The 25,507-nt window shown below is 55.4% G+C and carries 33 protein-coding genes; 15 read left to right on the forward strand and 18 right to left on the reverse strand.

All coding sequences use genetic code 11. From position 1 onward, the window contains the following. Positions 1-69 precede the first annotated feature (69 nt). The 7 genes from KSF73_15095 to KSF73_15125 all read left to right on the forward strand — a co-directional run bounded on the left by KSF73_15095 (position 70) and on the right by KSF73_15125 (position 5,078). Entirely contained in the window at positions 70-846 is a 777-nt protein-coding gene (locus tag KSF73_15095) for a TatD family hydrolase (protein ID MBV1777044.1), read from the forward strand. Further along, entirely contained in the window at positions 843-1,625 is a 783-nt protein-coding gene (locus KSF73_15100; GenBank protein MBV1777045.1) for an MBL fold metallo-hydrolase, read from the forward strand. The genes KSF73_15095 and KSF73_15100 overlap by 4 nt, the downstream gene beginning before the upstream one ends. Positions 1,626-1,746: 121 nt before the next feature. Then, positions 1,747-2,112, forward strand: a complete 366-nt coding sequence (gene rpsF, locus KSF73_15105) for a 30S ribosomal protein S6 (GenBank protein MBV1777046.1) — start codon at positions 1,747-1,749, stop codon at positions 2,110-2,112. A gap of 50 nt (positions 2,113-2,162) precedes the next feature. Further along, positions 2,163-2,489 carry a primosomal replication protein N gene (gene priB / locus KSF73_15110; protein ID MBV1777047.1) on the forward strand — a complete coding sequence of 109 codons (327 nt, stop codon included), beginning with the start codon at positions 2,163-2,165 and terminating at the stop codon, positions 2,487-2,489. A gap of 14 nt (positions 2,490-2,503) precedes the next feature. After that, positions 2,504-2,731 carry a 30S ribosomal protein S18 gene (gene rpsR / locus KSF73_15115; GenBank protein ID MBV1777048.1) on the forward strand — a complete coding sequence of 76 codons (228 nt, stop codon included), beginning with the start codon at positions 2,504-2,506 and terminating at the stop codon, positions 2,729-2,731. 21 nt (positions 2,732-2,752) lie between these two features. Then, on the forward strand, positions 2,753-3,202 hold the full coding sequence (rplI, locus tag KSF73_15120; protein MBV1777049.1) for a 50S ribosomal protein L9: 450 nt from the start codon (positions 2,753-2,755) through the stop codon (positions 3,200-3,202). A gap of 235 nt (positions 3,203-3,437) precedes the next feature. Continuing rightward, positions 3,438-5,078 carry a GGDEF domain-containing protein gene (locus KSF73_15125; protein MBV1777050.1) on the forward strand — a complete coding sequence of 547 codons (1,641 nt, stop codon included), beginning with the start codon at positions 3,438-3,440 and terminating at the stop codon, positions 5,076-5,078. Positions 5,079-5,096: 18 nt separating this feature from the next. Here KSF73_15125 and trmL read toward each other — a convergent pair whose 3' ends face one another. Both trmL and KSF73_15135 read right to left on the reverse strand, forming a co-directional pair. Continuing rightward, positions 5,097-5,564, reverse strand: coding sequence for a tRNA (uridine(34)/cytosine(34)/5-carboxymethylaminomethyluridine(34)-2'-O)-methyltransferase TrmL (gene trmL, locus KSF73_15130; GenBank protein ID MBV1777051.1), 468 nt, complete (start codon positions 5,562-5,564; stop codon positions 5,097-5,099). 27 nt (positions 5,565-5,591) lie between these two features. Beyond that, positions 5,592-6,308, reverse strand: a complete 717-nt coding sequence (locus KSF73_15135) for a ComF family protein (GenBank protein ID MBV1777052.1) — start codon at positions 6,306-6,308, stop codon at positions 5,592-5,594. A 143-nt stretch (positions 6,309-6,451) separates the two neighbouring features. On the opposite strand from KSF73_15135, the gene bioB reads away from it, so the two are divergent. Then, a complete protein-coding gene (gene bioB / locus KSF73_15140) occupies positions 6,452-7,447 on the forward strand; it encodes a biotin synthase BioB (protein ID MBV1777053.1) in 996 nt (331 codons plus the stop codon). 57 nt (positions 7,448-7,504) lie between these two features. On the opposite strand, the gene KSF73_15145 is transcribed toward bioB, so the two are convergent. After that, positions 7,505-8,458, reverse strand: a complete 954-nt coding sequence (locus KSF73_15145; GenBank protein ID MBV1777054.1) for an ABC transporter substrate-binding protein — start codon at positions 8,456-8,458, stop codon at positions 7,505-7,507. A 153-nt stretch (positions 8,459-8,611) separates the two neighbouring features. Between KSF73_15145 and KSF73_15150 the strand changes: the two genes are divergently transcribed. The 7 genes from KSF73_15150 to pcp all read left to right on the forward strand — a co-directional run bounded on the left by KSF73_15150 (position 8,612) and on the right by pcp (position 14,170). Further along, positions 8,612-9,055 (forward strand): thioesterase domain-containing protein, encoded by a 444-nt coding sequence (locus KSF73_15150; GenBank protein ID MBV1777055.1) that lies wholly within the window; start codon positions 8,612-8,614, stop codon positions 9,053-9,055. Continuing rightward, positions 9,036-9,707: a 5-oxoprolinase subunit PxpB gene (gene pxpB, locus KSF73_15155; protein MBV1777056.1), complete on the forward strand. Its 672-nt coding sequence runs from the start codon at positions 9,036-9,038 to the stop codon at positions 9,705-9,707. The genes KSF73_15150 and pxpB overlap by 20 nt, the downstream gene beginning before the upstream one ends. Continuing rightward, entirely contained in the window at positions 9,704-10,621 is a 918-nt protein-coding gene (locus KSF73_15160; protein MBV1777057.1) for a biotin-dependent carboxyltransferase family protein, read from the forward strand. The genes pxpB and KSF73_15160 overlap by 4 nt, the downstream gene beginning before the upstream one ends. A gap of 11 nt (positions 10,622-10,632) precedes the next feature. After that, positions 10,633-11,406, forward strand: coding sequence for a 5-oxoprolinase subunit PxpA (gene pxpA, locus KSF73_15165; GenBank protein ID MBV1777058.1), 774 nt, complete (start codon positions 10,633-10,635; stop codon positions 11,404-11,406). A gap of 443 nt (positions 11,407-11,849) precedes the next feature. Further along, positions 11,850-12,554 (forward strand): DUF969 domain-containing protein, encoded by a 705-nt coding sequence (locus KSF73_15170; protein ID MBV1777059.1) that lies wholly within the window; start codon positions 11,850-11,852, stop codon positions 12,552-12,554. Beyond that, positions 12,551-13,507 carry a DUF979 domain-containing protein gene (locus KSF73_15175; GenBank protein MBV1777060.1) on the forward strand — a complete coding sequence of 319 codons (957 nt, stop codon included), beginning with the start codon at positions 12,551-12,553 and terminating at the stop codon, positions 13,505-13,507. Before KSF73_15170 ends, KSF73_15175 begins: the two co-directional genes overlap by 4 nt. A gap of 3 nt (positions 13,508-13,510) precedes the next feature. Continuing rightward, positions 13,511-14,170, forward strand: coding sequence for a pyroglutamyl-peptidase I (pcp, locus tag KSF73_15180; protein ID MBV1777061.1), 660 nt, complete (start codon positions 13,511-13,513; stop codon positions 14,168-14,170). Here pcp and KSF73_15185 read toward each other — a convergent pair. The 15 genes from KSF73_15185 to ccoP all read right to left on the reverse strand — a co-directional run bounded on the left by KSF73_15185 (position 14,128) and on the right by ccoP (position 25,507). Next, positions 14,128-14,634 carry a hypothetical protein gene (locus tag KSF73_15185; GenBank protein ID MBV1777062.1) on the reverse strand — a complete coding sequence of 169 codons (507 nt, stop codon included), beginning with the start codon at positions 14,632-14,634 and terminating at the stop codon, positions 14,128-14,130. The genes pcp and KSF73_15185 overlap by 43 nt on opposite strands. Positions 14,635-14,645: 11 nt before the next feature. Further along, entirely contained in the window at positions 14,646-15,512 is an 867-nt protein-coding gene (locus KSF73_15190) for an isochorismatase family protein (protein MBV1777063.1), read from the reverse strand. A 114-nt stretch (positions 15,513-15,626) separates the two neighbouring features. Continuing rightward, positions 15,627-15,821, reverse strand: a complete 195-nt coding sequence (gene iscX, locus KSF73_15195) for a Fe-S cluster assembly protein IscX (protein ID MBV1777064.1) — start codon at positions 15,819-15,821, stop codon at positions 15,627-15,629. Between the two features lie 3 nt (positions 15,822-15,824). Beyond that, positions 15,825-16,181 carry an ISC system 2Fe-2S type ferredoxin gene (gene fdx / locus KSF73_15200; GenBank protein MBV1777065.1) on the reverse strand — a complete coding sequence of 119 codons (357 nt, stop codon included), beginning with the start codon at positions 16,179-16,181 and terminating at the stop codon, positions 15,825-15,827. A 22-nt stretch (positions 16,182-16,203) separates the two neighbouring features. Further along, positions 16,204-18,066 (reverse strand): Fe-S protein assembly chaperone HscA, encoded by a 1,863-nt coding sequence (gene hscA, locus KSF73_15205; GenBank protein ID MBV1777066.1) that lies wholly within the window; start codon positions 18,064-18,066, stop codon positions 16,204-16,206. 10 nt (positions 18,067-18,076) lie between these two features. Beyond that, entirely contained in the window at positions 18,077-18,328 is a 252-nt protein-coding gene (locus KSF73_15210) for a hypothetical protein (GenBank protein ID MBV1777067.1), read from the reverse strand. A 39-nt stretch (positions 18,329-18,367) separates the two neighbouring features. Next, positions 18,368-18,901 (reverse strand): Fe-S protein assembly co-chaperone HscB, encoded by a 534-nt coding sequence (hscB, locus tag KSF73_15215; GenBank protein MBV1777068.1) that lies wholly within the window; start codon positions 18,899-18,901, stop codon positions 18,368-18,370. Continuing rightward, on the reverse strand, positions 18,901-19,224 hold the full coding sequence (gene iscA, locus KSF73_15220; protein ID MBV1777069.1) for an iron-sulfur cluster assembly protein IscA: 324 nt from the start codon (positions 19,222-19,224) through the stop codon (positions 18,901-18,903). The genes hscB and iscA overlap by 1 nt, the downstream gene beginning before the upstream one ends. A gap of 16 nt (positions 19,225-19,240) precedes the next feature. Further along, positions 19,241-19,618 (reverse strand): Fe-S cluster assembly scaffold IscU, encoded by a 378-nt coding sequence (gene iscU, locus KSF73_15225; protein ID MBV1777070.1) that lies wholly within the window; start codon positions 19,616-19,618, stop codon positions 19,241-19,243. Between the two features lie 21 nt (positions 19,619-19,639). Next, positions 19,640-20,848 (reverse strand): IscS subfamily cysteine desulfurase, encoded by a 1,209-nt coding sequence (locus KSF73_15230; protein ID MBV1777071.1) that lies wholly within the window; start codon positions 20,846-20,848, stop codon positions 19,640-19,642. Positions 20,849-20,900: 52 nt separating this feature from the next. Then, positions 20,901-21,371, reverse strand: a complete 471-nt coding sequence (gene iscR / locus KSF73_15235) for a Fe-S cluster assembly transcriptional regulator IscR (protein MBV1777072.1) — start codon at positions 21,369-21,371, stop codon at positions 20,901-20,903. 97 nt (positions 21,372-21,468) lie between these two features. Next, positions 21,469-22,224 (reverse strand): serine O-acetyltransferase, encoded by a 756-nt coding sequence (gene cysE / locus KSF73_15240; GenBank protein MBV1777073.1) that lies wholly within the window; start codon positions 22,222-22,224, stop codon positions 21,469-21,471. A gap of 144 nt (positions 22,225-22,368) precedes the next feature. Further along, positions 22,369-22,899 carry a FixH family protein gene (locus KSF73_15245; protein MBV1777074.1) on the reverse strand — a complete coding sequence of 177 codons (531 nt, stop codon included), beginning with the start codon at positions 22,897-22,899 and terminating at the stop codon, positions 22,369-22,371. Between the two features lie 14 nt (positions 22,900-22,913). Beyond that, entirely contained in the window at positions 22,914-24,371 is a 1,458-nt protein-coding gene (gene ccoG, locus KSF73_15250; protein ID MBV1777075.1) for a cytochrome c oxidase accessory protein CcoG, read from the reverse strand. Positions 24,372-24,535: 164 nt separating this feature from the next. Beyond that, a complete protein-coding gene (gene ccoP / locus KSF73_15255; GenBank protein ID MBV1777076.1) occupies positions 24,536-25,507 on the reverse strand; it encodes a cytochrome-c oxidase, cbb3-type subunit III in 972 nt (323 codons plus the stop codon).

The following is a 25,507-nucleotide window of genomic DNA, read 5'->3' on the forward strand; positions in this document are numbered from 1 at the left end:
CCTTGTGCCCGGAAAGGCGCAACTTGGTGTATCGTTGCGCCTTTGTATGCATTGAGTTTGTGTGCCGCCATGTTTATTGATTCGCACTGCCATATTGATTTCCCGGAGCTGGTTGAGCAAATCGACGACCTTCGCCTGAACATGCAGGCAAACAGGGTGACGCATGCGCTTTGCGTATCAGTCAATCTGCCAAAATGGCCAAATGTGGTTGCACTGGCCGAGCGTTTCCCGGAAATCTGGGCGTCAGTCGGCGTACATCCTGATTATGAGGATGAGGCAGAGGCCAGCGTCGACCAGTTGTGCGAGATGGCGCAACATCCTAAAGTCATCGCCATTGGCGAAACCGGTCTGGATTACTACCGGCTGACGGGTGATCTCGAATGGCAGCGCGAACGCTTTCGTACCCATATCCGCGCCGCGCGCCAGTGCAGCAAGCCACTGATCATTCATACCCGCAATGCCGCTGAGGACACGCTGCGCATCATGAAAGAAGAGGGAGCGGATGAAGTGGGCGGTGTGATGCATTGCTTCACCGAGACCCGTGAAGTCGCCGAGGCCGCACTGGATTTGAACTTTCACATTTCCATGTCTGGCATTGTCACCTTCAAGAATGCCAAGCAGGTGCGCGAAGTGGCGACCATGGTTCCCCTTGATCGCCTGCTGATTGAGACGGATTCGCCCTATCTGGCACCTGTTCCGTTCCGAGGCAAGCTCAACCATCCGGCGCTGGTCAAGCATGTGGCTGAGTGTATTGCTGACTTGCGCGGCATTCCGGTGACCGAAGTGGCTGCTGCAACGACAGCTAACTTTGTGCGCCTGTTCAAGCTGGAAGGCAGGCTGGCATGACCGCCGTAGACGTACTGATGCTGGGAGTGGGATCGAGTGGCGGGTCACCCGCCATTGGCTGTCATTGCCCTACCTGTACGTCGACTAATCCGCGAAATGTCCGCACGCGCTCATCCACCGTATTGCGGGTGAACGGACTGACGTTCCTGATTGATACAGGCCCCGATCTGCGCCAGCAATCTTTGCGCGAGGGGCTGACCAGTGTGGATGCCGTGCTGTATACGCACCCGCACGCCGATCACCTGAATGGCATCGATGATCTGCGCGCCTTTTGCTATGTGCGTCGCGCCGGGATTCCGGTATTTGGCAATGCCTTCATGATGGAAGATATCGCCAAGCGATTCTATTACACCATCCTTCCACCCGGCCCGCACTGGGATAAGCCCGTGCTGGAACTGAACACGGTAGAGGGACCGTTTACCTTTAACGGCGTAGACATCATTCCGGTGCCGGTCATGCACGGGAAGTGGCCTATTCTGGGCTATCGAATCGGAAATGTGGCTTATCTGACCGATGTATCCGAGATTCCCGAGTCCAGTTTACCGCTTCTCGAAGGACTGGATATCCTGATGCTGGACTGCCTGCGCAACGAACCGCATTTCACCCATTTCGGGGTGGAGCAGTCGATTGCGGCCGCGCAGCGCATCGGCGCAAAACGTACTGTCTTCTTCCATATGACACACGAGCTGGAGTACGAGGCGCTGTCTGCACGATTACCTGCCGGTATCGAAGTCGGATACGACGGCATGACCCTGCGCAGCGGACCGGCATCTGCCTGATTCATTCGTCCCGCTGATAATCCCTTGTCATCTATAAACAAAGTCCGGTATGATGCTGGACTTTTCACCCTTGCCTCACCGCTCGCATGGCGGGAGGCTTAATGATCCAGAAGGAGATCACATGCGACACTATGAAATCGTGTTCATCGTGCATCCCGATCAAAGCGAGCAAGTGCCCGCCATGATCGAGCGTTACAAGTCGATGATTACCAGCCAGAGCGGTAACATTCACCGCCTGGAAGACTGGGGCCGTCGTCAACTGGCTTACCCGATCCAGAAGATCCACAAGGCTCACTACGTTCTGATGAACGTGGAAATCTCCCAGGGCACCCTGGACGAACTCGAACACGCCTTCAAGTTCAACGATGCAGTTCTGCGTCACCTGACGATCAAGGCTGATCGTGCAGTGACCGAACCGTCACCGATGATGAAGGAAGAGAAGTCCAAGTCGCTGACTCCGGCCGCTGAAGGTCGCGAGGCTGCTTAAGCCCATTGGGCGTGTAACGCCTGGTGTAAAACTTTTTGTGTGAGAACAGCTTGAGTGCCCGCAATACGGTGGTAGCAAGCGGCAAAGCCGGAGAATTCTCCGATCTGCGCTATACCCCGGCAGGCATTCCGGTCTACGAGTTCAGACTCTTTCATGAGTCGGAACAGACAGAATCAGGATTCAAACGACAGGTGCAATGCGAATTCATCTGTCAGGCAATCGGCGAACACGCCGTGGCACTCACGAAGGTCTCCGAAGGGACGACCCTGATCGTGAAGGGATTCATGGCTGCTCGCAGCCGGCGACATCCCGCCAGCCTGGTCCTGCATGTCACGGACTGGAAAATCGATCCTGAGCTTGCACATCACGAATTCTGAATCGAGAGGTCATTATGTCCCGTCATTTGTTCAAGCGTCGGAAATTCTGCCGCTTTACCGCTGAAGGCATCAAGGAAGTTGATTACAAGGATGTCAACCTGCTGAAGGATTTCATCAGCGAAAACGGTCGTATCATCCCGGCACGTATCACCGGTACCAAGGCTCGCTATCAACGCCAGCTGTCCACCGCGATCAAGCGTGCTCGTTTCCTGGCTCTGATGCCTTACACAGACCTGCACTAAGTCGGGCGGAGGAATTTAACTATGCAAATCATTCTGCTCGAAAAAGTTGCTAACCTGGGTTCCCTGGGCGACATCGTTAAGGTTAAGGACGGTTACGCACGTAACTTCCTGATCCCTCAAGGCAAGGCAAAGCGTGCTACTGAAGCCAATCTGAAGGCTTTCGAAGCTCGTCGCGCTGAACTGGAAAAGCAACAAGCTGACATCCTGGCTCAAGCTCAAGCCCGTGCTGAAAAGCTGGAAGGCCTGACCGTGACCGTGGCTCAGAAGGCTGGCGTTGACGGTCGTCTGTTCGGTTCCGTGACCAACCACGATCTGGCTGCTGCTGTTGCTGCTGCTTCGGGCGTGGCTGTTGCCAAGACCGAAATCCGTCTGCCGGAAGGTCCGTTCAAGACCATCGGCGAATACGACCTCGTGGTTGCTCTGCACCATGACGTGCTCGCCAACATCAAGGTCACCGTGGTTGCTGAATAATTCAGTGATCGCTTGATCTGCTGCGATCCTCGGGGATCAGCAGCGTTAAGTTTAAAAAGCCAGTCTTCGGACTGGCTTTTTGCATTTCCGCTGAATCTACGAGTCTGGATATGGGCCTGTCAGACATGCCATTCGGCGAATCATCGGGTGAGATATCCGATGTGAGGCGCGAGTACCCGGATCTCCTCCTATACTGGCTTGGATACATCAAACCGTCAGGTTGAGTAGGTGAGTCATGCATGGTGGGCATAGTCGGGAAGCAGTCGCGCAAGAGGTGATCAATCAGCTGATAGCTGAAGGGATTTCCATATCGCCCGACACCTTTCGTGAGCGCTTCTTTCACCTGATTGGCAGGCAAATGCCGGCACTCGTGCCGTGGTCTGGGCTGATTGAGGCATTAATTCGGCAATGGGATATCCGCAATGCCGGATTTTCCCCTGTGCGTAAGCGAGAAATGCTCAGTTCGATGCTGCGGCGCTACGCGCATGATGCAGAAGGCCTGAATGAAAACCTAAATGGAATGATTGAGCGCTGGGAAGAGGCGGTCAGAACGTCGCGTCCCATCGAAGTCGCTGCAGATGAGGCACCCCAGGTTGAGAAACCGGTGCAATCCGAAGGGTGGCAAGCACTGAGCCTGCGGCTGCTCGACGCCTTTGCGCAAAAGGGTGCTTGTCCATACCCCGAACTTGAACCATTGATTCAATCCCTATTGCAACAGGCACAGCAAGCCATGTCGGCCGAGGATGTGCAGAAAGTAGAGGCGGGGATTTGGGTTATTCTGAAGCGATTAGACCATCTCTTAAGGCAGGATCAGCGGGTAAGCGCATCGATGCGCAATCTATTTGATCTAATGCTGGATAATATCTCTGTCTTATCGGGGAATGATGCCTGGATGGATGGGCAACTGGCCTTGCTCAGGGGCGTACTTGAACCCCCGGTCAAACCGATGCGTTTGTATCATGCCGAACAGACTTTGGGGCAGTTGGTGAATCACCAGCGTGAGCGTCGCCAGGAGCTGGATGCCGCGCAACAGGAAATGAAGTCACTCATTGCCAGCATGGTGGATCGTATCGGGCAAATGGCAGCCTCGACTGGGGGCTTCGGTGATCGGGTACAGCACTATGAAAGGCGTATTGCTGCCGCGCGGGAACTGGCAGATATTCGTGATGTTTTGCAAGATTTATCCGTGGATACCCGTCGCATCCACGGTGAAATTGACCGGTCGCGGGTAGAACTTGATCTGGCGCGCGAGCAGGTACAGCTGTCCCGGGCACGTATCGATGCACTGGAGGCTGAACTAAAGAGCATGAGCGAAAAGGTAAGAGAGGATCAACTTACCGGGGCGCTTAATCGTCGTGGATTCGATGAGGCTTTTGGATCAGAGCTTGCGCGCATGCAGCGCACGAGGTCCAGTCTGACGATTGCCATGCTGGATATCGATAACTTCAAGATGTTGAATGACCGCTTGGGGCATCATGCGGGTGACGACGCATTGAAGCATCTGGTTAAAGTGGTCAAGGACGTACTTCGGCCATCCGATGTGGTTGCTCGCTATGGTGGGGAAGAGTTTGTCATACTGTTACCTGAGACCCACGAGGTTGAAGCTGCCGCCATCATGCAGCGCGTGCAGCGTGATCTAACCCGCAGATTCTTTATGCATAATCGGGAAAAATTGCTGATTACGTTTAGTGCGGGCGTCACGGCATACCGTCCCGGAGAACCGCAGGACGATGCAATAGAGCGTGCGGATCTGGCGATGTACCGCGCTAAAAAGGCAGGTAAAAATCGGGTGTTTGTCGCCGAGCAGCATGAAGGAGGCACGCCTGCCCAGATTGTCGATTCAACGCCTGGCGGGCAACAAGTGCCTGATCAATAAGCGGCTTTATGCTTCTTGCTAAAGCTGGCCACCGGCAAATCCATGCTGACGCCAGGCTTCAAATACGGTAACGGCTGCAGCATTGGAAAGATTCAGGCTGCGATTATCCGGCATCATTGGTAGCTTGATTCGACGATCTTCCGGAAAGCTGTTACGCAGCTCTGCCGGAAGCCCTGCAGATTCGCGTCCGAACAGAAAAGCATCGCCGGGCTGATAGGCGACTTTGTCGTAACGTGTTGATCCATGCGTAGTCATGGCAAAGATGCGCCGACCATTCAATGACTGTGCACAATCTTCCCAGCAATCATGCACCTTCATTTGCGCATATTCGTGATAATCCAGTCCTGCCCGGCGCATCTTCGCATCATCCAATGGAAAACCAAGTGGCTTAACCAAATGTAGCTCGGCGCCCGTATTGGCACACATGCGGATAATATTACCCGTATTGGGCGGGATTTCAGGCTGGAACAGGATAACGGCGAACATGGCAACTTCCGTAATTAAGCGGAGATTTTAGGTGAAATCCGCCCAACTTGCATGGCTATCCTCATACGGACTGTCCGCGCGAGCCAGAACAAGGCAACGAATCTCACCCGCGCCCGCACGACGAAGTGCTGCAGATACGTGCCGCATGCTGCTGCCAGTTGTCAGGACATCATCCACAATGACTACCGATTCTCCCTGCAATGGGCGTGAAACTGAGAAGGCCCCGGCTAATGCACGTATGCGCGCATCTGCTGAGCGGTGCGATTGCATGCCTGTTTGCCGGGTACGTGTCAGTAGCTGGGATTGAGCATGTTTTTTCCACGGTGCAGGGAGGTAGCGAATCAGTTCCCAGGATTGATTAAAACCTCGCTCGCGCTCGCGGCTGCTATGAATGGGCATGGGTACCACGATGTCTGGCAAAGGAAGTCGCCTGGCTGAATTGTGAAGTAAATATCCAAGTGACCTGGACAGGCGAATATCAGGCCCATATTTCCAGTGTTGAATCAGGTTATCCAATGGCCAGCGATAATGGCATGCGGCTTCCGTCGCGATGAATGGCGTATCGAGCTCACCGCAGGCATTGCAGCGCGCATCCTGAGGCATGTCGACCGCGCAGACCGGGCAGGCCGGACCATATTTGCGGGGGATGAGTAGCTGGCACCTGGCACAGAGGCCGTTGCGGGCTTTGGCTGCCTGGCACAGTACGCACTGCTCCGGCAGTAATCTTGACAGGATAGGCGTCATGTAAATATAAAAAATATAAAACGTCATCTTACTGAATTAATGACTGAAAAGTCGTTTAATTTGCAGGTGGTTAAAATTTGACAAGTCTGTAGCTTGCAACCATCATGCGGGTTGTACCCAAATACAATCTAAGCAGAATCCCCATGAGTGAAATCACCACGAGTCAAGCTGTCACCTTTCACAAAAAGTCTGTGCCGCATCCGGAAACTCAGCGCTGGACGGTTGAGGCAATCGAAGCCCTGTTCAACCTGCCATTCAACGATCTGCTTTTCCAGGCTCAGACGGTGCATCGTCAGCATTTCGATGCCAATAAGGTGCAGTTATCGACGCTGCTATCGATCAAGACTGGCGGTTGTCCGGAAGATTGTGGCTACTGCCCGCAATCCGTCCGCTACGACACTGGCGTGGAAAATCAGGCGATGCTGCCGCTGGACGATGTACTTGCCGCAGCACGTGCCGCCAAGGATGCTGGCGCCTCACGCTTCTGCATGGGTGCCGCATGGCGTGGCCCCAAGCAGCGTGATCTGGATGAAGTGAAGAAGATGATCGCCGGTGTGAAATCACTGGGTCTGGAAACCTGCGCGACACTCGGTCTGCTGAAAGAAGGCATGGCTGGTCAGCTGAAAGACGCCGGGCTGGATTACTACAATCACAATCTGGATACCGCACCGGATGAGTACGGCAATATTGTCACGACTCGTGAGTACGACGACCGTCTGGATACGCTGCGCCAGGTGCGCGAAGCAGACATTCATGTCTGCTGTGGCGGTATTGTGGGCATGGGTGAGGAAACCCTTGGCCGTGCTGGCTTGATCGCGCAATTGGCCAACCTTGATCCCCAGCCGGAGTCGGTGCCGATCAACAATCTGGTGCAAGTTGAAGGTACGCCACTGGAGGGTACTGAACAGCTCGACTGGACCGAATTCGTGCGCACCATCGCGGTTGCCCGTATTACGCTGCCAAAGAGCTTCGTACGTTTGTCCGCTGGCCGTCAGCAGATGCCGGAAAGTGTACAGGCACTGTGCTTTCTGGCAGGCGCCAACTCGATATTTTACGGCGACAAGCTGCTAACCACTGGCAATCCGGAAGTGGAAGGCGATAAGGCACTGTTCAACAAGTTGAATATCACACCGCTGTAACGGGCGTATGTGCCTTGTCAGGATAAGGACTGACAAGGCACAGCGTTCTGCGCGCAGCTATTCCTTTTCTAACCGCTTTGCCTCTTCGAGCACATCTAATTTTACCCAATTCTGGGCGCGTGGCGGTGCAGTCATTCGACCTATACCGTACTTCATCATGAGGTCGGTGGTGATTTGAATGTGAGATTCGCTCAGATCAAGCGAGTAGGGTGCATTGGCAATGGCCGCCTCATAATCATCATGGCTGACCTGCCCTTTGAATAAGGTATGACGCACATACCGTTCTGCCATATGCGGATGCTTTTGGAACATGCGTGTCGCACGCACGAAGCATTGCATGAATTTTAAAGCGATGTCGCGTTTCTGATAAAGCGACTCTGTCATGACCAGCGCACGAACCGGTTCGCCTAGCGGCGTGTCGTACGGTTTCATTACCTCTATGCCCAGCTTTTTGTTGATTGCCTGGGCAGAATAGGGCTCTGATTGCATCATGGCATCAATCTGACGTGCAGCTAGCGCCTGATTCAGCTCGGAAAAACCCAGATAAATGATGCGCACATCGGAGCCAGCCTGATCCGACCATGTTAACCCCGCCTGAGCCAGTTCCGCTGCGAGCAGGAGTTCGTGTGCGCCACCGCGTGTCACGCCAACCGTTTTACCCTTTAAGTCGGCAAGTGACTGAATGGGTTGATCTGTGCGAGCGACTAATCGCGCTCCCCCCTTTGAAAAACCCGCCACTGCATAGATCGGTGCGCCGACAGATCGGCCAACAATTGCAGCATCACTTGCACTTGCGGCCACGTCGAGTTCGCCCGCGAGGATGGCGGGTAACATGTCGACACCTTTTGAGAACAATCGCTCTTCCACCCTGAAGCCACATTGCGGCGCAATTTCCTTGATGTAAGACACGGCACCATAGTGCGCAAACTTCAGGTTGCCCAGCCGGATAAGGTCTTCTGCATGTGCTGCTAGGCAGATGATGCTGAGTAAAGTGGATGTGATAATGCGCATGGTATGAGAATTGGATGGGGCAGGCTGCATTATGACGTCATCCTGCCATTTTTTGATAGCGCCTGCACAAATCAAAAAATCAGCGTGAAGCCTGTTCTGCTCCGTCTGCTCATGCGACACTGCGCATTCTCAAACCTCACTCACATCATCGTTATGCAAAGAAACTGGTCTGAATTACTTCACCATTCAATACCCCTCGCGCAGGCCATGCAGGTTGGGGTGGTTGCTGATGAGGATGGACTTCACCTAGTTGCGCCGCTTGAGCCCAATGTAAACGACAAAGGCACCGGGTTTGGCGGGAGTTTGTCTGCATTGGCGACACTTGCCGGCTGGTGCGCCTGCTTGCGCATACTGGATAAGCATGATGCAGGACACGGTGTCGAGATCGTCATTCAGCGCAGTACGATTGAGTACGCCCTGCCGGTCACGGGAAAAATGATCATTGTCCCGCGAGCGATTGATGGAGATGCTCAGGCGCGTTTTGTGCGGATGCTGTCGCGAAAGGGTCTCGGCAGACTGGCGGTTGTTGTCGAGGTGCGCGTCGCAGATGAAGTCTGCGTGACGTTCCAGGGGGAGTATGTTGCGCGCAAAGTTTGATGCGAACTGGCGATGTGTCTGGCTCAATGAGTCCGCTTGTACGCTTGAATGGCTGGGCGTTGTTGAGATCAATGTTCAGCAGCGGATATGGGCGCTTGCAGACGCAATACGCTTGCAATCCGGTGTGCGTGATGTCGTACCCGGTATGAATAATCTAACGGTGATGCTGGATCCGTTGCAGTGTCATGAGCACGAGGTGGAGACTTGGCTGTCCAGCATACGAGACATACAGTGTGATGAGCATGCAAACGGCAGGCTGATTGACATTCCAGTTCAATATGGTGGCGAGTTCGGACCTGATTTGTCTGAGGTCGCAAGTCTTACACGCCTGAGTGAGGCTGACGTCATTCGCCTGCATGGAGAGCCAATCTATACAGTATTCTTTTTGGGGTTTATGCCGGGCTTTGCCTATCTGGGGGGGATGGACGAACGTATATCCTGTCCTCGCCGCGGGACTCCGCGACTGACAGTGCCCTCGGGCGCCGTGGCGATTGGCGGGAGTCAGACGGGGATCTATCCGCTGGCCTCACCCGGTGGCTGGCAAATCATTGGTCGGACGGCTACGCCGCTCTTCGACCCTGCAGCCAATCCGCCTACGTTGCTGCGACCGGGTGATTGCGTCCGGTTTGTGCAGGCGGGCGGGCGAACATGATCACATTACTCAAATCACCCGTGCAAGCGCTGATTCAGGATCATGGCCGGTTTGGATATCGCCACGTCGGTGTCACATCAGCGGGGGCGATGGATGCACTTTCGATGAGGCTGGCGAATATGCTGGTCGGAAATGGCGAGTACGAAGCGATTCTAGAGTTTACGATGCCGCCTTGTGCCATACGGTTCGAATCGCCTGCCACGATTGCCCTGACCGGAGCTGAATGCGGCGCAACCTTGGATGAACATCCCGTTCAGCGTGGCTACACGCTATCTGTTCGTGCCGGACAAATTTTGCGTCTCGGACCTGCCGGCACGGGATGTCGCGCTATTCTTGCAGTCGCGGGAGGGTTCGATGTTCCTGTGTACATGGGCTCGAAAAGTACCGATGTGCAGGCCGGATTGGGGCAGATGCTGAAGTCGGGTGCGCAATTGCGCTTATCGGGCGCTACGTACATGGCCTCCCCCGGAAAAATACGACTGCCAGAGGCTCGCACGGTGCTGCGCGTACTGGAGGGGCCCGAGTGGAATCAACTGGGTACCACAGGGCAGCGCGCGCTTTTGGGCACCGATTGGAAAATATCGCCTCACGCTAATCGGATGGGGTACCGGCTGGAAGGGGCGCAGATCACGATGGTTGACCGGCCTGAGATGCGTTCACATGGCGTGATGCAGGGCGTGATTCAATTGCCGCCTGATGGATTGCCTATCGTACTCGGGGCAGATGCGCAAGCCACTGGCGGATATCCGCGTATTGCATCTGTGATTGAAGCGGATTGGTGGTGCATGGGGCAATTGCGTCCGGGACAGCGTATCCATTTCGAATGTTGTAGCCGCGATTCGGCATTTGCAGCTTTGCGCATGCAGCAACACTGGTTGAATAAATTAGCAAAAGCACTGGCTCGTCCAACATGAATGAACTTCACATGACTTCCCCCCATTCGCCTGACCGTACAATCGACCTGAATGCCGATGTGGGAGAGGGCGCAGGCTATGATGTTCAGCTGCTACAGTATGTGTCCTCGATCAATATTGCCTGTGGCTGGCATGCCGGGAGTGCAATCCAGATGCAGGCGCTGGTTCGTGCTGCGATTCAGGCGGGGGTGGCGATTGGCGCGCATCCCGGCTATCTCGACCCTGAGCATTTTGGTCGCAGGGAGATGCAGCTGCCACTGGATGAAGTACGTGCAGGTATCCTTTATCAAGTAGGCGCGCTGCAGGCGATTGTTAATGCTGAGGGCGGGAGACTCACCCATGTGAAACCGCACGGTGCGTTATACAATCAGGCCGCACGCGACCCCGCTCTCGCGAAATGTATTGCCGATGCAGTCGCGGATATCGATCCGATGCTTGCGGTAACGGGGTTGGCTAACAGTGTCATGATAGACGCGATCGAACATGCAGGGCTGAAGCCTTTGAGCGAAGGATTTGCGGATCGCGGCTATACCGAATCGGGTCACCTGGTACCGCGTAGTCAGCCCGGGGCATTACTGGCATCCGATGAAGCCATGCTGATGCAGATGCTCTGTATGGTGCGGGATGGCTGTGTTCACACTCGGTCTGGAACGGATATACGGTTGCAGATTGATACAATCTGCCTTCACGGTGATGGGCAGCATGCGTTGCAATTCGCACAACGAGCGAAAGACACGCTGCTGGCGGCAGGCATTCGGATCGCGTCCCCGCACGATAAGCGGTAATTCATCTGCCCGCCTTGTATCGGAAATGAAGTGGTTTCCCGCGCATCTTCCGGTAAAGTAGTTTTCGAATGGCAAGATGACACATTCTCTCCATCTTTTTGAGGGGATTGGAACGCGATGCGCATCTCTTCTATGACACAGCCTGTGCACTCACAGGCAATAACACCCCCTGCTTCTCCGGCACCTCGTCCGCATGACGAGCTCACCCGCGCTTTGCGTGCAAGCGTAGTGCAATATGATGCACATGGATTAATGAATGCATCCATGCCTGGAGCGGCGGGCGAGGTGGTAAATGCCGTTCGCTTTCATACAACCGCTTGATGCTTGTCTCGTCAATCCCTTAGCATAAATCTGTCGTTTCATTGGCTTTCAGTGGCTTTACGAATAGGTGCCATTGTCCAAACCAGATAGAATGCGCCCATAAAGCAATCAGGGAGCAGGTTTTGGAGGTCGCAGTCAATTTATGGCCATTGATCGGCATTGTGCTGATCGTGATCGGATTTATTCTCAGGTTTAATCCCCTGCTGGTGGTCGTCACCGCCGGCGTTGCTGCCGGTCTAGCCTCGGGCCTGCCCTTCACCGGCATTCTCGAAGCGCTGGGCAAAGGCTTCACCAAAACTCAGAATCTCACCCTGATTCTTTTGCTGCCACTGGCCGTAACCGGCCTGATGGAGCGCTATGGCCTCCGTGATCAGGCGCGCAATTGGATCAGTAAGATTGCGGGCGCCACCGCCGGACGCCTGCTGGTGGTGTATCTGGCTTTCCGTGAAATCACGGCAGCGCTGGGGCTCACTGGCGTCGCGGGGCACGCGCAGACCATCCGCCCGGTAGTGGTGCCGATGATTGAAGGCGCGACAGAGCGTGCGCATGGCGAGCTAGATGACGCGACCCGTACCCATCTCCGCGCAATGAGTGCGGCGACAGATAATGTCGGCCTCTTTTTTGGGGAAGATGTCTTTGTGGCGTTCGGTGCCGTGATTCTGATGCATACGTTCCTGAAAGAGAGCGGTATCCCAACCAACCCGATGGATATTGCCTTCTGGGGGCTGCCCACGGCCTGTTTTGCCTTCTTGCTGCATGCGGTGCGCTTGCTGCGTATGGACCGGACGCTCGCCCGCATGCAGGGCGGGAAGGGTGGCCAGCCATGATTAAGATCGAATTCTTTTACGTGCTGGCTGGGCTGGCACTCATGCTGGTTGGCGTACTGGCGTGGCGGGATAGCAGTAATCCGAAGCGTCATACCAGCGCACTCTTCTGGGGTGTCTATGGCGCATTGATGGTGTGCTCGACCTGGTTGCCGCCCGCGTATTCGGGTGCGCTGGTCTTACTGCTGGCCCTGCTGGGTGGATTAGGCGGAGTAGGCAAGGGACAGGAGCATGCGCCTGATGTATCGGAGCGTCTGGCTCATGTCGCCCGTCTGGGGAACTGGCTATTTGCACCCTCGCTGCTGATTCCCCTGTTGACTGTTGTGGGTGCGGTACTGCTCAAGGATATGCACTTTGGCGGCAAGCCACTGCTGGATCAGGGTAATCTCACCATGGTGAGTCTGGGAATCGGCTGCCTGATTGCGCTGGCCTGGGCCCACCGCCTGACGGGGGCGCGCCCGGCGCAATCTGTACACGAAACCAAACGTCTGCTCGAAGCCATGGGCTATGCCGTGATTCTGCCGCAGTTGCTGGCCATGCTCGGCATGCTGTTTAACGATGTGGGCGTCGGCAAGGCGGTCGCGCATCTTGCCACCCAGTATCTGCCGATGGACCAGCGCTGGGCTGCCGTCGGCACCTACGCGGTCAGCATGACGCTGTTCACCATGATCATGGGCAATGCGTTTGCGGCTTTTCCGGTGATGACGGCGGGCATCGGAATACCGGTACTGGTGGGCCAGTACCATGGTGATCCGGCTGTGATGGCGGCGATCGGGATGTTTTCCGGCTACTGCGGCACGCTGATGACGCCCATGGCTGCAAATTTCAATATCGTGCCCGCCACCTTACTGGATCTGGAAGACCGCAATGCCGTGATCAAACGGCAGATTCCAACTGCGCTTGGTATTCTGCTGATCAATATTGTTCTGATGAATTTACTGATGTTCAGGAAATAAACCATGCCTCATACCCGACCCGCTACCATCCTGCTGACCGGATTCGATCCATTCGGCGGTGAAACAATCAATCCATCCTGGGAAGTGGTGCGCAGCTTGCACGGTTCGCGCATTGGTGATGCAACTGTCGTCGCGGTACAAGTACCCTGTGTATTTGGCGAGGCTATCCGGGTGATGCGTGAGGCCGTTGCAGCTCACCAGCCGGTGCTGGTACTGGCCATGGGACAGGCAGGCGGCAGGCCGGATATCACGCTGGAGCGTGTTGCCATCAATGTGGACGATGCGCGCATTCCCGACAATGCCGGCAAGCAGCCGATTGACGAACCGGTGAACGCATCCGGCCCGGCCGCCTACTTTTCTACGCTGCCGATCAAGGCCATGGTTGCCGGACTGCGCGCTGCGGGTATCCCGGCATCTGTTTCGCAATCAGCTGGTACCTTTGTCTGCAACCATGTGTTTTATGGCCTGATGGATCTGCTTGCTGGCAGAACAGATTGTCGCGGCGGCTTCATGCACATTCCCTTCCTGCCGCAGCAAGCCTGCCAGCACCCCGGCGCCCCGAGCATGAAACTGGAAGACATGATCGAGGCGGTGCGGGTGGCGCTGAGCGTTGCACTGGTTCAGCGGGGGGATGTGAAGGTTGAGGGCGGGGCGGTGAGTTGAGAACTGGTATCCAACCAGTTCTCACCAATCATTGCTTCAATTTCAAGACCTGGGCCTGTGCACTCATTTCGGCCAAGGAAGGTCACATCGTAAATATTTATCCTATTGCGATGAAGCTTGAGAGCGAATGCGAATTTGTCTGATGCATGACCCAAGCAGTAGCGAAGTAAAGCCAGCTGTTCACCATTCGGTTGGCTACTTTCCAGCACATCCTGAAAATCAAATAGAAATTGAGCCATCTGCGCGACTAACGCTGCATTTGGGTAACGCTTAAAAAACAATGAAGGCCATCGGTCTTTTGGATGCTTAATCTCCAATAACTTCCTTGCGACAACACCGGGCGGCAGTCTGGACTGATAATATGCCCGCAATTCTTGGTGATCGTGGCAACGATGCAATGAATGGCTAGCCTGACAGGCATAGATGGATACACCTGCCAGGAATGTTTCATGTTTGATATGCATGACTTTGGGGATCAGTCGCTTGTAACCAGCCTAACCCCAAATCCACCCCCCGTCGTTTCCAGCGCAATCAGACGATCGATATTGGGATGCTTGCCGGGATGCTGGCGGGCATCTGCCGTGTGTTCGCCATACAGCCACTGACCCAGACGTGCAGCCTTGGGCGTAATCGCACCGAATCGCTGGAACAGGGCATGGTAGACCGCTAGCGAGCCTGCCTGACCGGGCTTGTTTTCGATGACGGCCTCCAGCTTGCCATCGCGCCACAATTGCAGAGCCGATAGCTTGTCCACCTTAGGCAGCGTGCTGAGCACTTCGGCAAAGCTGAGCGCGGGCGGCGCCATCAGCAGGCGTTTGCTGGCTTCCCTGAAATGCGGCGCCTTGGCATCACGTACCCATTCGAACAGCGCCATTTCGCGGGAAATAACGGTGACGCCAGCTGCGCGGGCGCGATCCAGTGCCATCAGGCGATCATCATCGTTGCGGGAGCCAATGGCATCTGCCACCAGAAACACAGCATGACCGGCACTGGCGAGTTCCAGTGCAGTTTGCATCACGCAGACATGCGCTTCCATGCCGCACACTACGATCTGCGGGCGCGACTCCCAGGTTGTATCGGGAATGCATTGCGCAGATACGCAAGAGAAAGCCGTTTTGGCGACAACCTGTGCCTCGGGCGCGGCATTGCGCAGCAGCTGAAGTGTGCCGCCCAGCCCTTGCGGATATTGCTCGGAGAACAGCACGGGGACTTGATTCAACACAGCCGCATCAATCAGCCACTTGACTGCGGCCACCATGCGCGGCGCTTCGTGAATGCCGGGAACGAGCTTGTCCTGAACGTCTACCACCAATAGCACGCTTTGTTCGGCGTGGAGCAACATGGCATTTCCTTGCAGAAAGTCGTGAAGCCCCAATTGTGGCAGACCTCAGGGGAGGTGGGTCAAGTATTCAATCTGCAGGGGTTGCGTGATTGATGCGCTTGATCATGGAGAAGATTATTCCGCCTCATCCATCCAGCAAAGTTGAATCGCCTCGAGAATTTTCTCGCCGCAATGCTTGGCATCGTCCTCGAATCCGTCCAGCTCCATCACCCATTTCATCAGATCGGTGAAGCGTACGGTTTTGGGGTCGATATCGGGGAATTTATCCGCCAGTTCGATGGCGATATCGCGGGAGTCGGTCCATTTCATGATTTACACTTCCCAGTCGCTGTCATGGCCTTCGCGGGCATGATTGATGGTGTACTTGGGGATTTCAACAACCAGATCCTTGTCTGCCACCACTGCCTGACAGGACAGACGCGACAGGGCGGTCAGGCCCCAGGCCTTGTCCAGCAGGTCTTCTTCGTCCTCTGTCGCTTCATTCAGGCTATTGAAGCCCTCGCGCACGATGACGTGGCAGGTGGTGCAGGCGCAGCTCTGTTCGCAGGCGTGCTCGATGCGAATGTAATTGTGCAGCAGGATTTCGCAGATGGTCTTGCCCGATTCGGCATCCAGCTGTGCGCCTTCCGGACACAAGGTTGCGTGCGGCAGGACGGTAATTTTTGGCATGATCTTCCTTCCGGAACCGGGCTTAGCCCAGCTCGCTCAAATACTGGCCCGCCAGGCCGCGACTCACGGCGCGATCCATCCGGCGGCCTGCAAAATCGGTACTGGCCTGATTCAGGGCATCGGTAGCATTACGGATCGCTGCGGCATCATCATCTTGGGTTGCGGCAGACAATGCGTGCATGCTGGCGGCGAGCACATCGGCCTCTGCGTCATTCAGCAGGTCGCGGTCAGCGGCCAGCGCCACTTCAATGGCCTGCAACAGGCTTTGCGCTTCGACGCGCGCTTCAGCCAGCGCACGCGCCTTCATATCGTCAGACGCGTGGCTCATGGATTCCTGCAGCATGCGGGCGATCTCATCATCACCCAGGCCGTAACTTGGCTTCACGGCGATACTGGCTTCGATTCCGGTCGATTGTTCGCGCGCAGACACAGACAGCAAACCGTCGGCATCTACCTGGAAGGTGACACGAATACGCGCAGCACCTGCAGCCATCGGGGGGATGCCGCGCAGCTCGAAGCGCGCCAGTGACCGACAATCGGACACCAGTTCGCGCTCGCCCTGTACCACATGGACAGCCAGTGCAGTCTGGCCATCCTTGAACGTGGTAAATTCCTGAGCACGGGCAGTCGGAATCGTACTATTGCGCGGCACGATCTTTTCGACCAGACCACCCATAGTTTCCAGACCCAGCGATAGCGGAATCACATCCAGCAGCAGCCAGTCATCTTCACCACGATTGCCAGCCAGCACATTGGCCTGCATAGCTGCACCGAGCGCCACCACTTTGTCCGGATCGAGATTGGTCAGGGGCGGCATGCCGAAAAAGTCGGCTACGGCCTGACGCACGTGCGGCATGCGGGTTGCACCGCCTACCATCACTACACCCTTGATATCTTCCTTGCCCAGCTTGGCATCGCGCAGGGCTTTGCGCACCGGGGTAATCGTTTTCTGTACCAGATGCGCGGTGATGTCATGCATCACGGCAGAGGTCAACACCAGATCGATGACTTCACCATCGCTCAGCTTGGCGGTAATGCGGGTTTCGGCGTGATCAGTTAGTGCTTCCTTGGCCTCACGCGCACGTGACAGCAACAGACGCATATCGTGATCATTGACCAGTGACAAACCTGCCTGTTGAATGATCCAGCAGTAGATCCGATGGTCGAAATCATCGCCACCCAGCGAGGCATCACCACTGGTAGCCACTACTTCAAACACGCCACGGCTCAACTTGAGGATCGATACGTCAAACGTACCGCCACCCAGATCGTACACGGCAAAGGTGCCTTCGGCTCCGTTGTCGAGTCCATAGGCGATAGCGGCAGCGGTCGGTTCGTTCAGCAGGCGCAGTACATTCAGACCGGCCAGCTTGGCCGCATCCTTGGTGGCCTGACGCTGGGCATCATCAAAATAGGCCGGAACAGTAATCACGGCACCTGTCAGATCGCCACCGAGGCTGAGCTCTGCGCGCTCGCGCAATGTACGCAGGATATCGGCAGAGACTTCTACCGGACTCTTGTCGCCCGCAACGGTACGCAGCTTGAGCATGCCCGGCGCATCGACAAAGCGGTAGGGAACAGTGGCTGCATCCGGCAGATCATGGACACCACGGCCCATGAAGCGCTTCACCGAGACGATGGTATTGTGCGGATCTTCGGATTGGCGGCGCTGGGCGGCGTGACCCACCGTGATCGTGTTGTCGCGGCCATAGTGCACCACTGAAGGCAGCAGGCTGCGGCCAGCATCATCGGGCAGCACTGTTGCGGAACCACTGCGCACAGTTGCAACCAGCGAATTGGTGGTGCCGAGATCAATCCCCACAGCCAGACGGTGCTGGTGCGGGGCGGCACTCATGCCGGGTTCGGAAATCTGGAGAAGGGCCATTAGCGTGAATTCAAATCATCAAGCCTGCCTGAGCAAGCTTTTGTTTCAGGGAGGCCAGACCACCCTCGTATTCCCAATACATCTGGCGACCAGCAGGACCCGTCACCAGAACGTATTTCTCGGTAGCGGACAAAATGCGGTCAAGCGCCACAACCTTTTCTGCGGGCTGTTCAACCTTTACTTCTTCAATGATTTCCGCATTGTTCTCATCGTAACCATGGAAAATCAGAAAGTTGCCAACAGTCAGTGAGATGAAGCGCATGAAAGGTTGTCCGTAGGGCAGGGGTGCTAGATTTTTGTATCAGTCCAGCAATGCGCCAATCGCATCGCTGATTTCCTGTTCGAGCTTTTCCATAAATCGCAGCTTGCGAACAGTCAGCGCAGCGAGCGCGGCATTATCTGCCTGATTCAGCGCGGCGCCAAGTTCTGCTTCCAGTGATTTTGCGGCCTTGCGAATCGCGGCGGCCAGATCTTCTAGTCCATCAACATCGCCTGTCGAGCGCGCGTCACTGACCGTTTCGCGCCATTCCATCTGCTGCATCAGGAAATCAACCGGCATCGCCGTGTTGGTTTCTTCCTGAGTATCCACGCCACGCAGCTTCAGGATATAGCGTCCGCGAGCCAGTGGAAGCTTCAGTGTTTGCCAAGCTTCATTGACCTGAGTCGCGGCCTGCAGGGCAAGACGTTTTTCTGCGTCACCCAGACTGGCGGCACGATCCGGATGAAACCGGGACTGAAGCTCGCGCCAGGCTGCTTCGAGCTTGCCGGCGTCAATATCGAAATCAACAGGCAGCCCGAACAGCTCGAAATGATTCTGCGAGAAATCAAATTCCATCAGACGTTAAAGCTCTCGCCGCAGCCGCACTCATCCTTGACGTTCGGATTACGGAACTTGAAGCCTTCATTCAGACCTTCCTTGACGAAGTCCAGCTCGGTGCCATCGATGTAGGGCAGGCTCTTGGCATCGGTAAAGACCTTTACGCCATTGCTCTCGAATACCACATCTTCGTCGGCTTGTTCGTCGACGAACTCCAGCTTGTAGGCCATGCCTGAACAGCCGGAAGTTTTGACGGCAAGGCGTACGCCCAGACCTTTACCTCGGCGGGCGATGTAGTTGCTCACATGGCGAGCGGCAGAGGGAGAAAGCGTCAGTGCCATAATGGCCTCCGGTAAATCAGTGCTTGGCCTTGTAATCTGCAACCGCTGCCTTGATGGCGTCTTCGGCCAGAATCGAGCAGTGGATCTTCACCGGTGGCAGTGCCAGTTCTTCAGCGATCTGGGTGTTCTTGATGGCGAGCGCTTCATCCAGCGTCTTGCCCTTTACCCATTCGGTGACCAGCGAACTGGACGCAATCGCCGAGCCACAGCCGTATGTCTTGAATTTAGCGTCTTCAATGCGGCCGTCTTCGCCCACGCGAATCTGCAGTTTCATCACATCGCCGCAGGCCGGTGCGCCGACCATGCCGGTACCTACCGCATCATCACCCTTTTCGAATGAACCCACGTTACGCGGATTTTCGTAGTGATCGATGACTTTATCGCTGTATGCCATTTTTGATGCTCCAGATATTGCTTAGTGTTCTGCCCACTGCACCGTGCTGAGATCGATGCCTTCTTTATACATATCCCACAGCGGGGAGAGGTCGCGCAGTTTGCCGATCTTTTCGTGGACCAGCTTGATAGCGTAGTCGATCTGCTCTTCAGTGGTGTAGCGACCAATTGTAAAACGGATCGACGAGTGTGCCAGCTCGTCCGAACGACCTAGTGCGCGCAGCACATAGGAGGGCTCCAGACTAGCCGAAGTACAGGCCGAACCGCTGGATACAGCCAGATCCTTCAGCGCCATGATCAGCGATTCACCTTCCACGAAGTTGAAGCTGACATTCAGATTGTGCGGAACACGCTGTTCCAGATCGCCATTCAAGTGCACTTCTTCGATGGCGGAAATACCGGCCCAGAAACGATCACGCAGCTTCTTGATGCGGGCGTTTTCGGTGTCCATTTCTTCTGCAGCGATGCGGAAGGCTTCGCCCATGCCGATGATCTGGTGGGTGGCCAGTGTACCTGAGCGCATGCCACGCTCGTGGCCGCCACCATGCATCTGTGCTTCGAGACGAACGCGCGGCTTGCGGCGAACGTACAGGGCGCCAATACCCTTCGGGCCGTAGGTCTTGTGCGCCGAGAAACTCATCAGGTCAACCTTGAGTTCGCTCAGATCGATTTTCACCTTGCCCGTCGCTTGAGCTGCATCAGCATGGAAGAAGATACCTTTGCTGCGGCACAGTTCGCCAATGGCGGCAAACGGCTGAATCACGCCGATTTCATTGTTCACCACCATGATGGAGACAAGGATGGTATCCGGGCGTAGCGCGGCTTCCAGTTCGGCCATGTTGACCAGACCGTTTTCCTGTGGCGCGAGGTAAGTGACCTCGAAACCTTCGCGTTCCAGTTCGCGCATCGGATCGAGCACAGCCTTGTGCTCGGTCTTCATGGTGATCAGGTGCTTGCCCTTATCCTTGTAGAAGTGGGCAATCCCCTTGATGGCCAGATTGTTCGACTCGGTGGCACCACTGGTCCAGACGATTTCCTTGGCGTCGCAGTTCACCAGTGCTGCAACCTGCGCACGGGCATTTTCCACGGCTTCCTCGGCTTCCCAGCCAAAGGCATGCGAACGGCTGGCCGGATTGCCAAAGTGTTCGGTCAACCAGGGAATCATCTTTTCGGCGACACGCGGGTCGACCGGGGTGGTAGCAGAGTAGTCGAGGTAAATCGGCAGCTTCATCGGGTGCTCCATGTGCGCAGATGCGCGTATCTTTCATGCCCTTGGGGCGGTATCAGGCCTGCAGCGCTTCCAGCGGGGTGCCGCGCTTGTCGTGCAGCACGTGGCAGGCGGCGTTTTTCGCCAGCTGCTTGTCCATCAGTTGACCCAAGGTCACCGAGGCGAGGTATTCGTGAATGGTTCGGTTGAGGTCGGACCACAGGTCGTGTGTCATGCAGCGACCATCATCCAGGCAGTTTTCCTTGCCGCCGCATTGGGTGGCGTCCATTGGCTCATCCACAGCGGCAATGATGTCTGCGACGGAAATGATGCCTGCGTCGCGCGCGAGGCAATATCCACCGCCGGGACCACGGACGCTTTCAACGAGCTGATTGCGGCGCAGCTTGCCGAACAGCTGTTCGAGGTAGGACAGTGAAATCTGCTGGCGTTCGGAGATGCCGGCGAGCGTCACCGGGCCTTTGGCCTGGCGCATGGCCAGATCCAGCATGGCAGTAACGGCAAATCGACCTTTGGTAGTGAGACGCATGCGTGCTCTCCAATCAAACCTGAGCCTCAATCATACAATACCCGAGTTTTTTGATCAATTATTTATCCGACTAAAAAACTCGGGTAATTGTGTGGGCTTAATCAATGATGCGATTGAGGTGGCTGGCGTTGAAATTGTCGACTTTGGCACGCTCCTCTGCGCAATTGACCCCGAGTTTTTCGAGGTGCTGCAGAATCAGATCGATACGCTGGTCTATGTTCGCGCTGTGATCAATGAGGCCGTGAACCGCTTTGACCATAGGATCATCCATATTTTCCGAGATGGCGTAGGCAGAAAAGCCCAGCTTTTCGGCTTGCTCTTCACGCGTGAAGGCACTTTTTTCGACCTTGCGCGCCAGATTGGCCACCATGATGGCACCGGCCTCGACATCCTTGATCACCACGGCGTTGGGGCCAATTTTGGCGCCTTCCCCGATGTCGATCGGGCCGATGACTTTGGCGCCGGCACCGACCACCACGCCTTTGCCGAGCGTGGGGTGGCGTTTGCCCGGTTTGGAGGCAAGCCCCAGACCGCCCAGTGTGACCCCATGGTACAGCGTGCAATCATCGCCAATTACCGCATGTTCGCCAATGACGATACCCATGCCGTGATCGATAAAAACGCGGCGGCCGATGGTCGCGCCCGGATGGATTTCGATACCGGTAAAAAAGCGGCTGAGGTGGGAAACAAAGCGCGCCAGCCATTTGAAATTACGACGCCATAGCCCATTGGCGAGCTGGTGGCAGGTGAGGGCGTGCAGACCCGGGTAACAGGTCAGGACTTCCCAGCTTGAACGAGCGGCAGGGTCGCGATCGAACACGACACGAATGTTCTCTCTGAGGCGCGTAAACATGGGTCATCCAGACATAGTGTGGTTGATCATTTTACTCGGTTATTTTGCAGTGCAAAAGAGCGATGTCGCGGGCATAAAAAACAGCCCCGGTTTGACCAGGGCTGTGTATTGAACCACCTGCAAATCATCACTGAGATACCGTCATTACTCGTCAATTGGATGATTCTGTTGGTGGGGGCGCAAAATGGTCACGCTACCTGAACCGAGTTTACTTTGATCATACAGTCGCCAACCCTTGGGGGCTTCAATGTCGATTAACCAGCGAATCGGCTGCAGGCCATGTTCCAGCGTACCTGCATACATTCCGCTACTATCGGGTTTGAGCGTAATGATCTGGTCGCGGCCGGCTGCCGTCGGGTGCGAAAACTTGATCTTGAGCGATTCGGGCTGATCCTTGCCTGCTGTGATAATGGCGTGAATCTGGCGGCTATCATCGCCGACCATCAACTGGATATTCATACCAAGCTTTAATGCCATGTCGTCGCGATGAAAATCCTCTTCAATGGCGAGACCTTGCTTGTAATAGTCATCGGTGATGACACCGTCGTTCGTTTTGGCTGCGACCCACATCAGCATAATGCTAGCGATGACGGCTGTCGCCAGTAAAACCAGCAAAAGCCAGACAAATGGCACGCGGTACCAAAGTACCTTTTCCTGTGTGACTGCTGTTGTCATGGTTGAATCTCTCCCTAGCGGCCGATAAAGGCAGCTTTTTCAGTAATGGTGATGGCAGGATCATCCACTGACGTAATGATCAGTTTGATCTTTTTTGAGCCACGGCTTACGCTTTGCGGATCTGTTTGCAGGCGCAAACCCAGGTTGATCGAGCCATTGCCCGGAATATGGACGGTATTTTTCCCGATTTCGGTATAAAGCTGCAGCGCCGGAATACCCTCGGCTGTGATGGTGTAATCGTGCGGCTTCTCGTCGGTATTCTGAATCTGCAGGCGGTAGGTATTTTCCAGCAAGCCATCGTCGGTTTCGCGAACCAGTACGCTGCGATCGCGGAAGATGTTGGCGGATAAGGGCACCTTCCGATAGAGCGACACGCACACAGACGTCAGCACAATGATCAGGATGGCAATGTATAGCACCACGCGAGGGCGGAAGACATGCTTCTTGATCTCGCTTTCGGGATACTTATGCGCCAATGCATTTTCGGTGGTGTAGCGAATCAGCCCACGCGGATAGTTCATCTTGTCCATGATGGAATCGCACGCATCAATACATGCGCCGCAGGCGATGCATTCATATTGCAAACCGTCGCGAATGTCGATGCCAACAGGACACACTTGTACGCACACCGTACAGTCAATACATTCGCCGAGGCCTTGAGACTTAAAGTCGGCCTCTTTGCGTCGTGATCCGCGCGGCTCACCTCGTTCGACGTCATAGCTGATAATCAGCGTGTCAGGATCGAACATGGCGCTCTGGAAGCGTGCATACGGACACATGTACTTGCACACTTGCTCCCGCATCCAGCCCGCATTGCCGTAGGTGGCGAAGCCGTAGAACAGAATCCAGAAAGACTCCCACGGCCCAAAGTCCAAAGAAGGTAATTTGACTGTCAGTTCGCGGATCGGCGTGAAATAACCCACGAAAGTGAATCCTGTCCAGAGCGCAAATACGATCCATAGTAGATGCTTGGATAGCTTGATCCGCAACTTGCGCGCAGACATTGGCTGCTGATCAAGTTTCATGCGGGTAGGGCGATCGCCTTCTACCCATTTTTCCATCCAGAGGAAGATTTCGGTGTATACCGTTTGCGGGCAGGCATAACCACACCACAATCGCCCTCCAATCGATGTCCAGACGAATAGCCCGAATGCAGAGCAGAGCAGGAGGGCTGTCAGATAGATGAAATCACCTGGCAGGAAAACAAAGCCGTAGATGTAAAACTTACGATTTACCAGATCGAACAATAGCATCTGGCGGTCATGCAGGTCGAGCCAGGGCATGCCGTAGAAAAAAATCTGGGTTGCGACCACCCAGAACCAGCGCCATTTGGTAAAGGTGCCGGTAATCCAGCGCGGATATACCTTCTTCGCAGACTCGTACAGCAGAATCTGCTGTACCTCGGGTTCGTCATCCGGGGTAGGATCAGGTGGAACAACCTTGATCGGAATATGCTTGAAGGTTTTGCTCATGGGAACTCGCTTCAGAAGAGTGCTTTCCGCAATCGGTATATTGATACGAAGAGGTATCTGATACAAGACTGGGGAAAGGCCTCTCAAGGCTTCGCATGACTGATGCCCGGAAAGCATCCGGGCATCAGGGTAGCGTAAGAAAACGGCTGTTTTCTTACCGCAGATTAGCGATCTGCAGCGGGACCAGTGGTATCTGCGCCTTCACCGTGGGAGCGGTTGTACACATAGGCGGTCAGCAGGTGAATCTTTGCTTCGCCCAGTGCATCCTTCCAGGTCGGCATCTTGTTGGTGCGACCGTTGGTGATGGTTTCGATGATGGTTGCCTTGGAGCCACCATACAGCCAGTGCTGGCGATTGGCCAGGTGCGGTGCACCCAGATCCTTGTTGCCGTTACCGGTAGCGCCGTGACAGGCCACGCACACTTGCTGGAAGGTAGACTCACCGCGAACTGCGCGTTCCGGATCATATTCACCCGCACCGACGCCTGCCTTACGGCCTGCAATCTTCAGTACGTAGTTGGCTACATCAGCAACCTTTTCTTCACCAAAGGCAGCACCGAAGGCCGGCATTTGTGCCTGACGACCATTGGTGATGGTTTCCTTGATCTTCTCTGCCGAATTGCCATACAGCCAGCTATTGTTGTCGGCAACGGTCAGATTCGGGAAGCCCTTGGCGCCACGTGCGTCGGAACCGTGACACTGCACGCAGTAGGTCAGGAACAGCGACTGCCCCGTCTTGAGTGCTTCGGTATCCTTCGACAGAGCAGCCACATCCATCTGCATGTACTTGTCGTACAGCGGCTTGATGGAGGCATCCTTGGCAGCTACTTCTTCATCGTACTGGCCATGTGAAGACCAGCCCTTGATGCCGCCAAACGCGCCCAGACCCGGGAAGAGGATGAAATAACCCACACCGAAAAACAGGGTGATGTAGAACATCATCATCCACCATTTCGGCAGCGGATTATTGTATTCCTCCAGGTCGCCATCCCAGACGTGGCCCATGGTCTCTACCTTCTGGCCCTTTGGAACCTTCAGGTGACTCTGTGTGTAGAGCACGTAGCCCAGCCACACAAAAGAGGCCACGACGATGGCAGCGATCCAGTAAGCCCAGAAACTGCTGATAAAGTCGCTCAT

The sequence above is a fragment of the Burkholderiaceae bacterium DAT-1 genome, assembly GCA_019084025.1.
Taxonomy (GTDB): domain Bacteria; phylum Pseudomonadota; class Gammaproteobacteria; order Burkholderiales; family Chitinimonadaceae; genus DAT-1.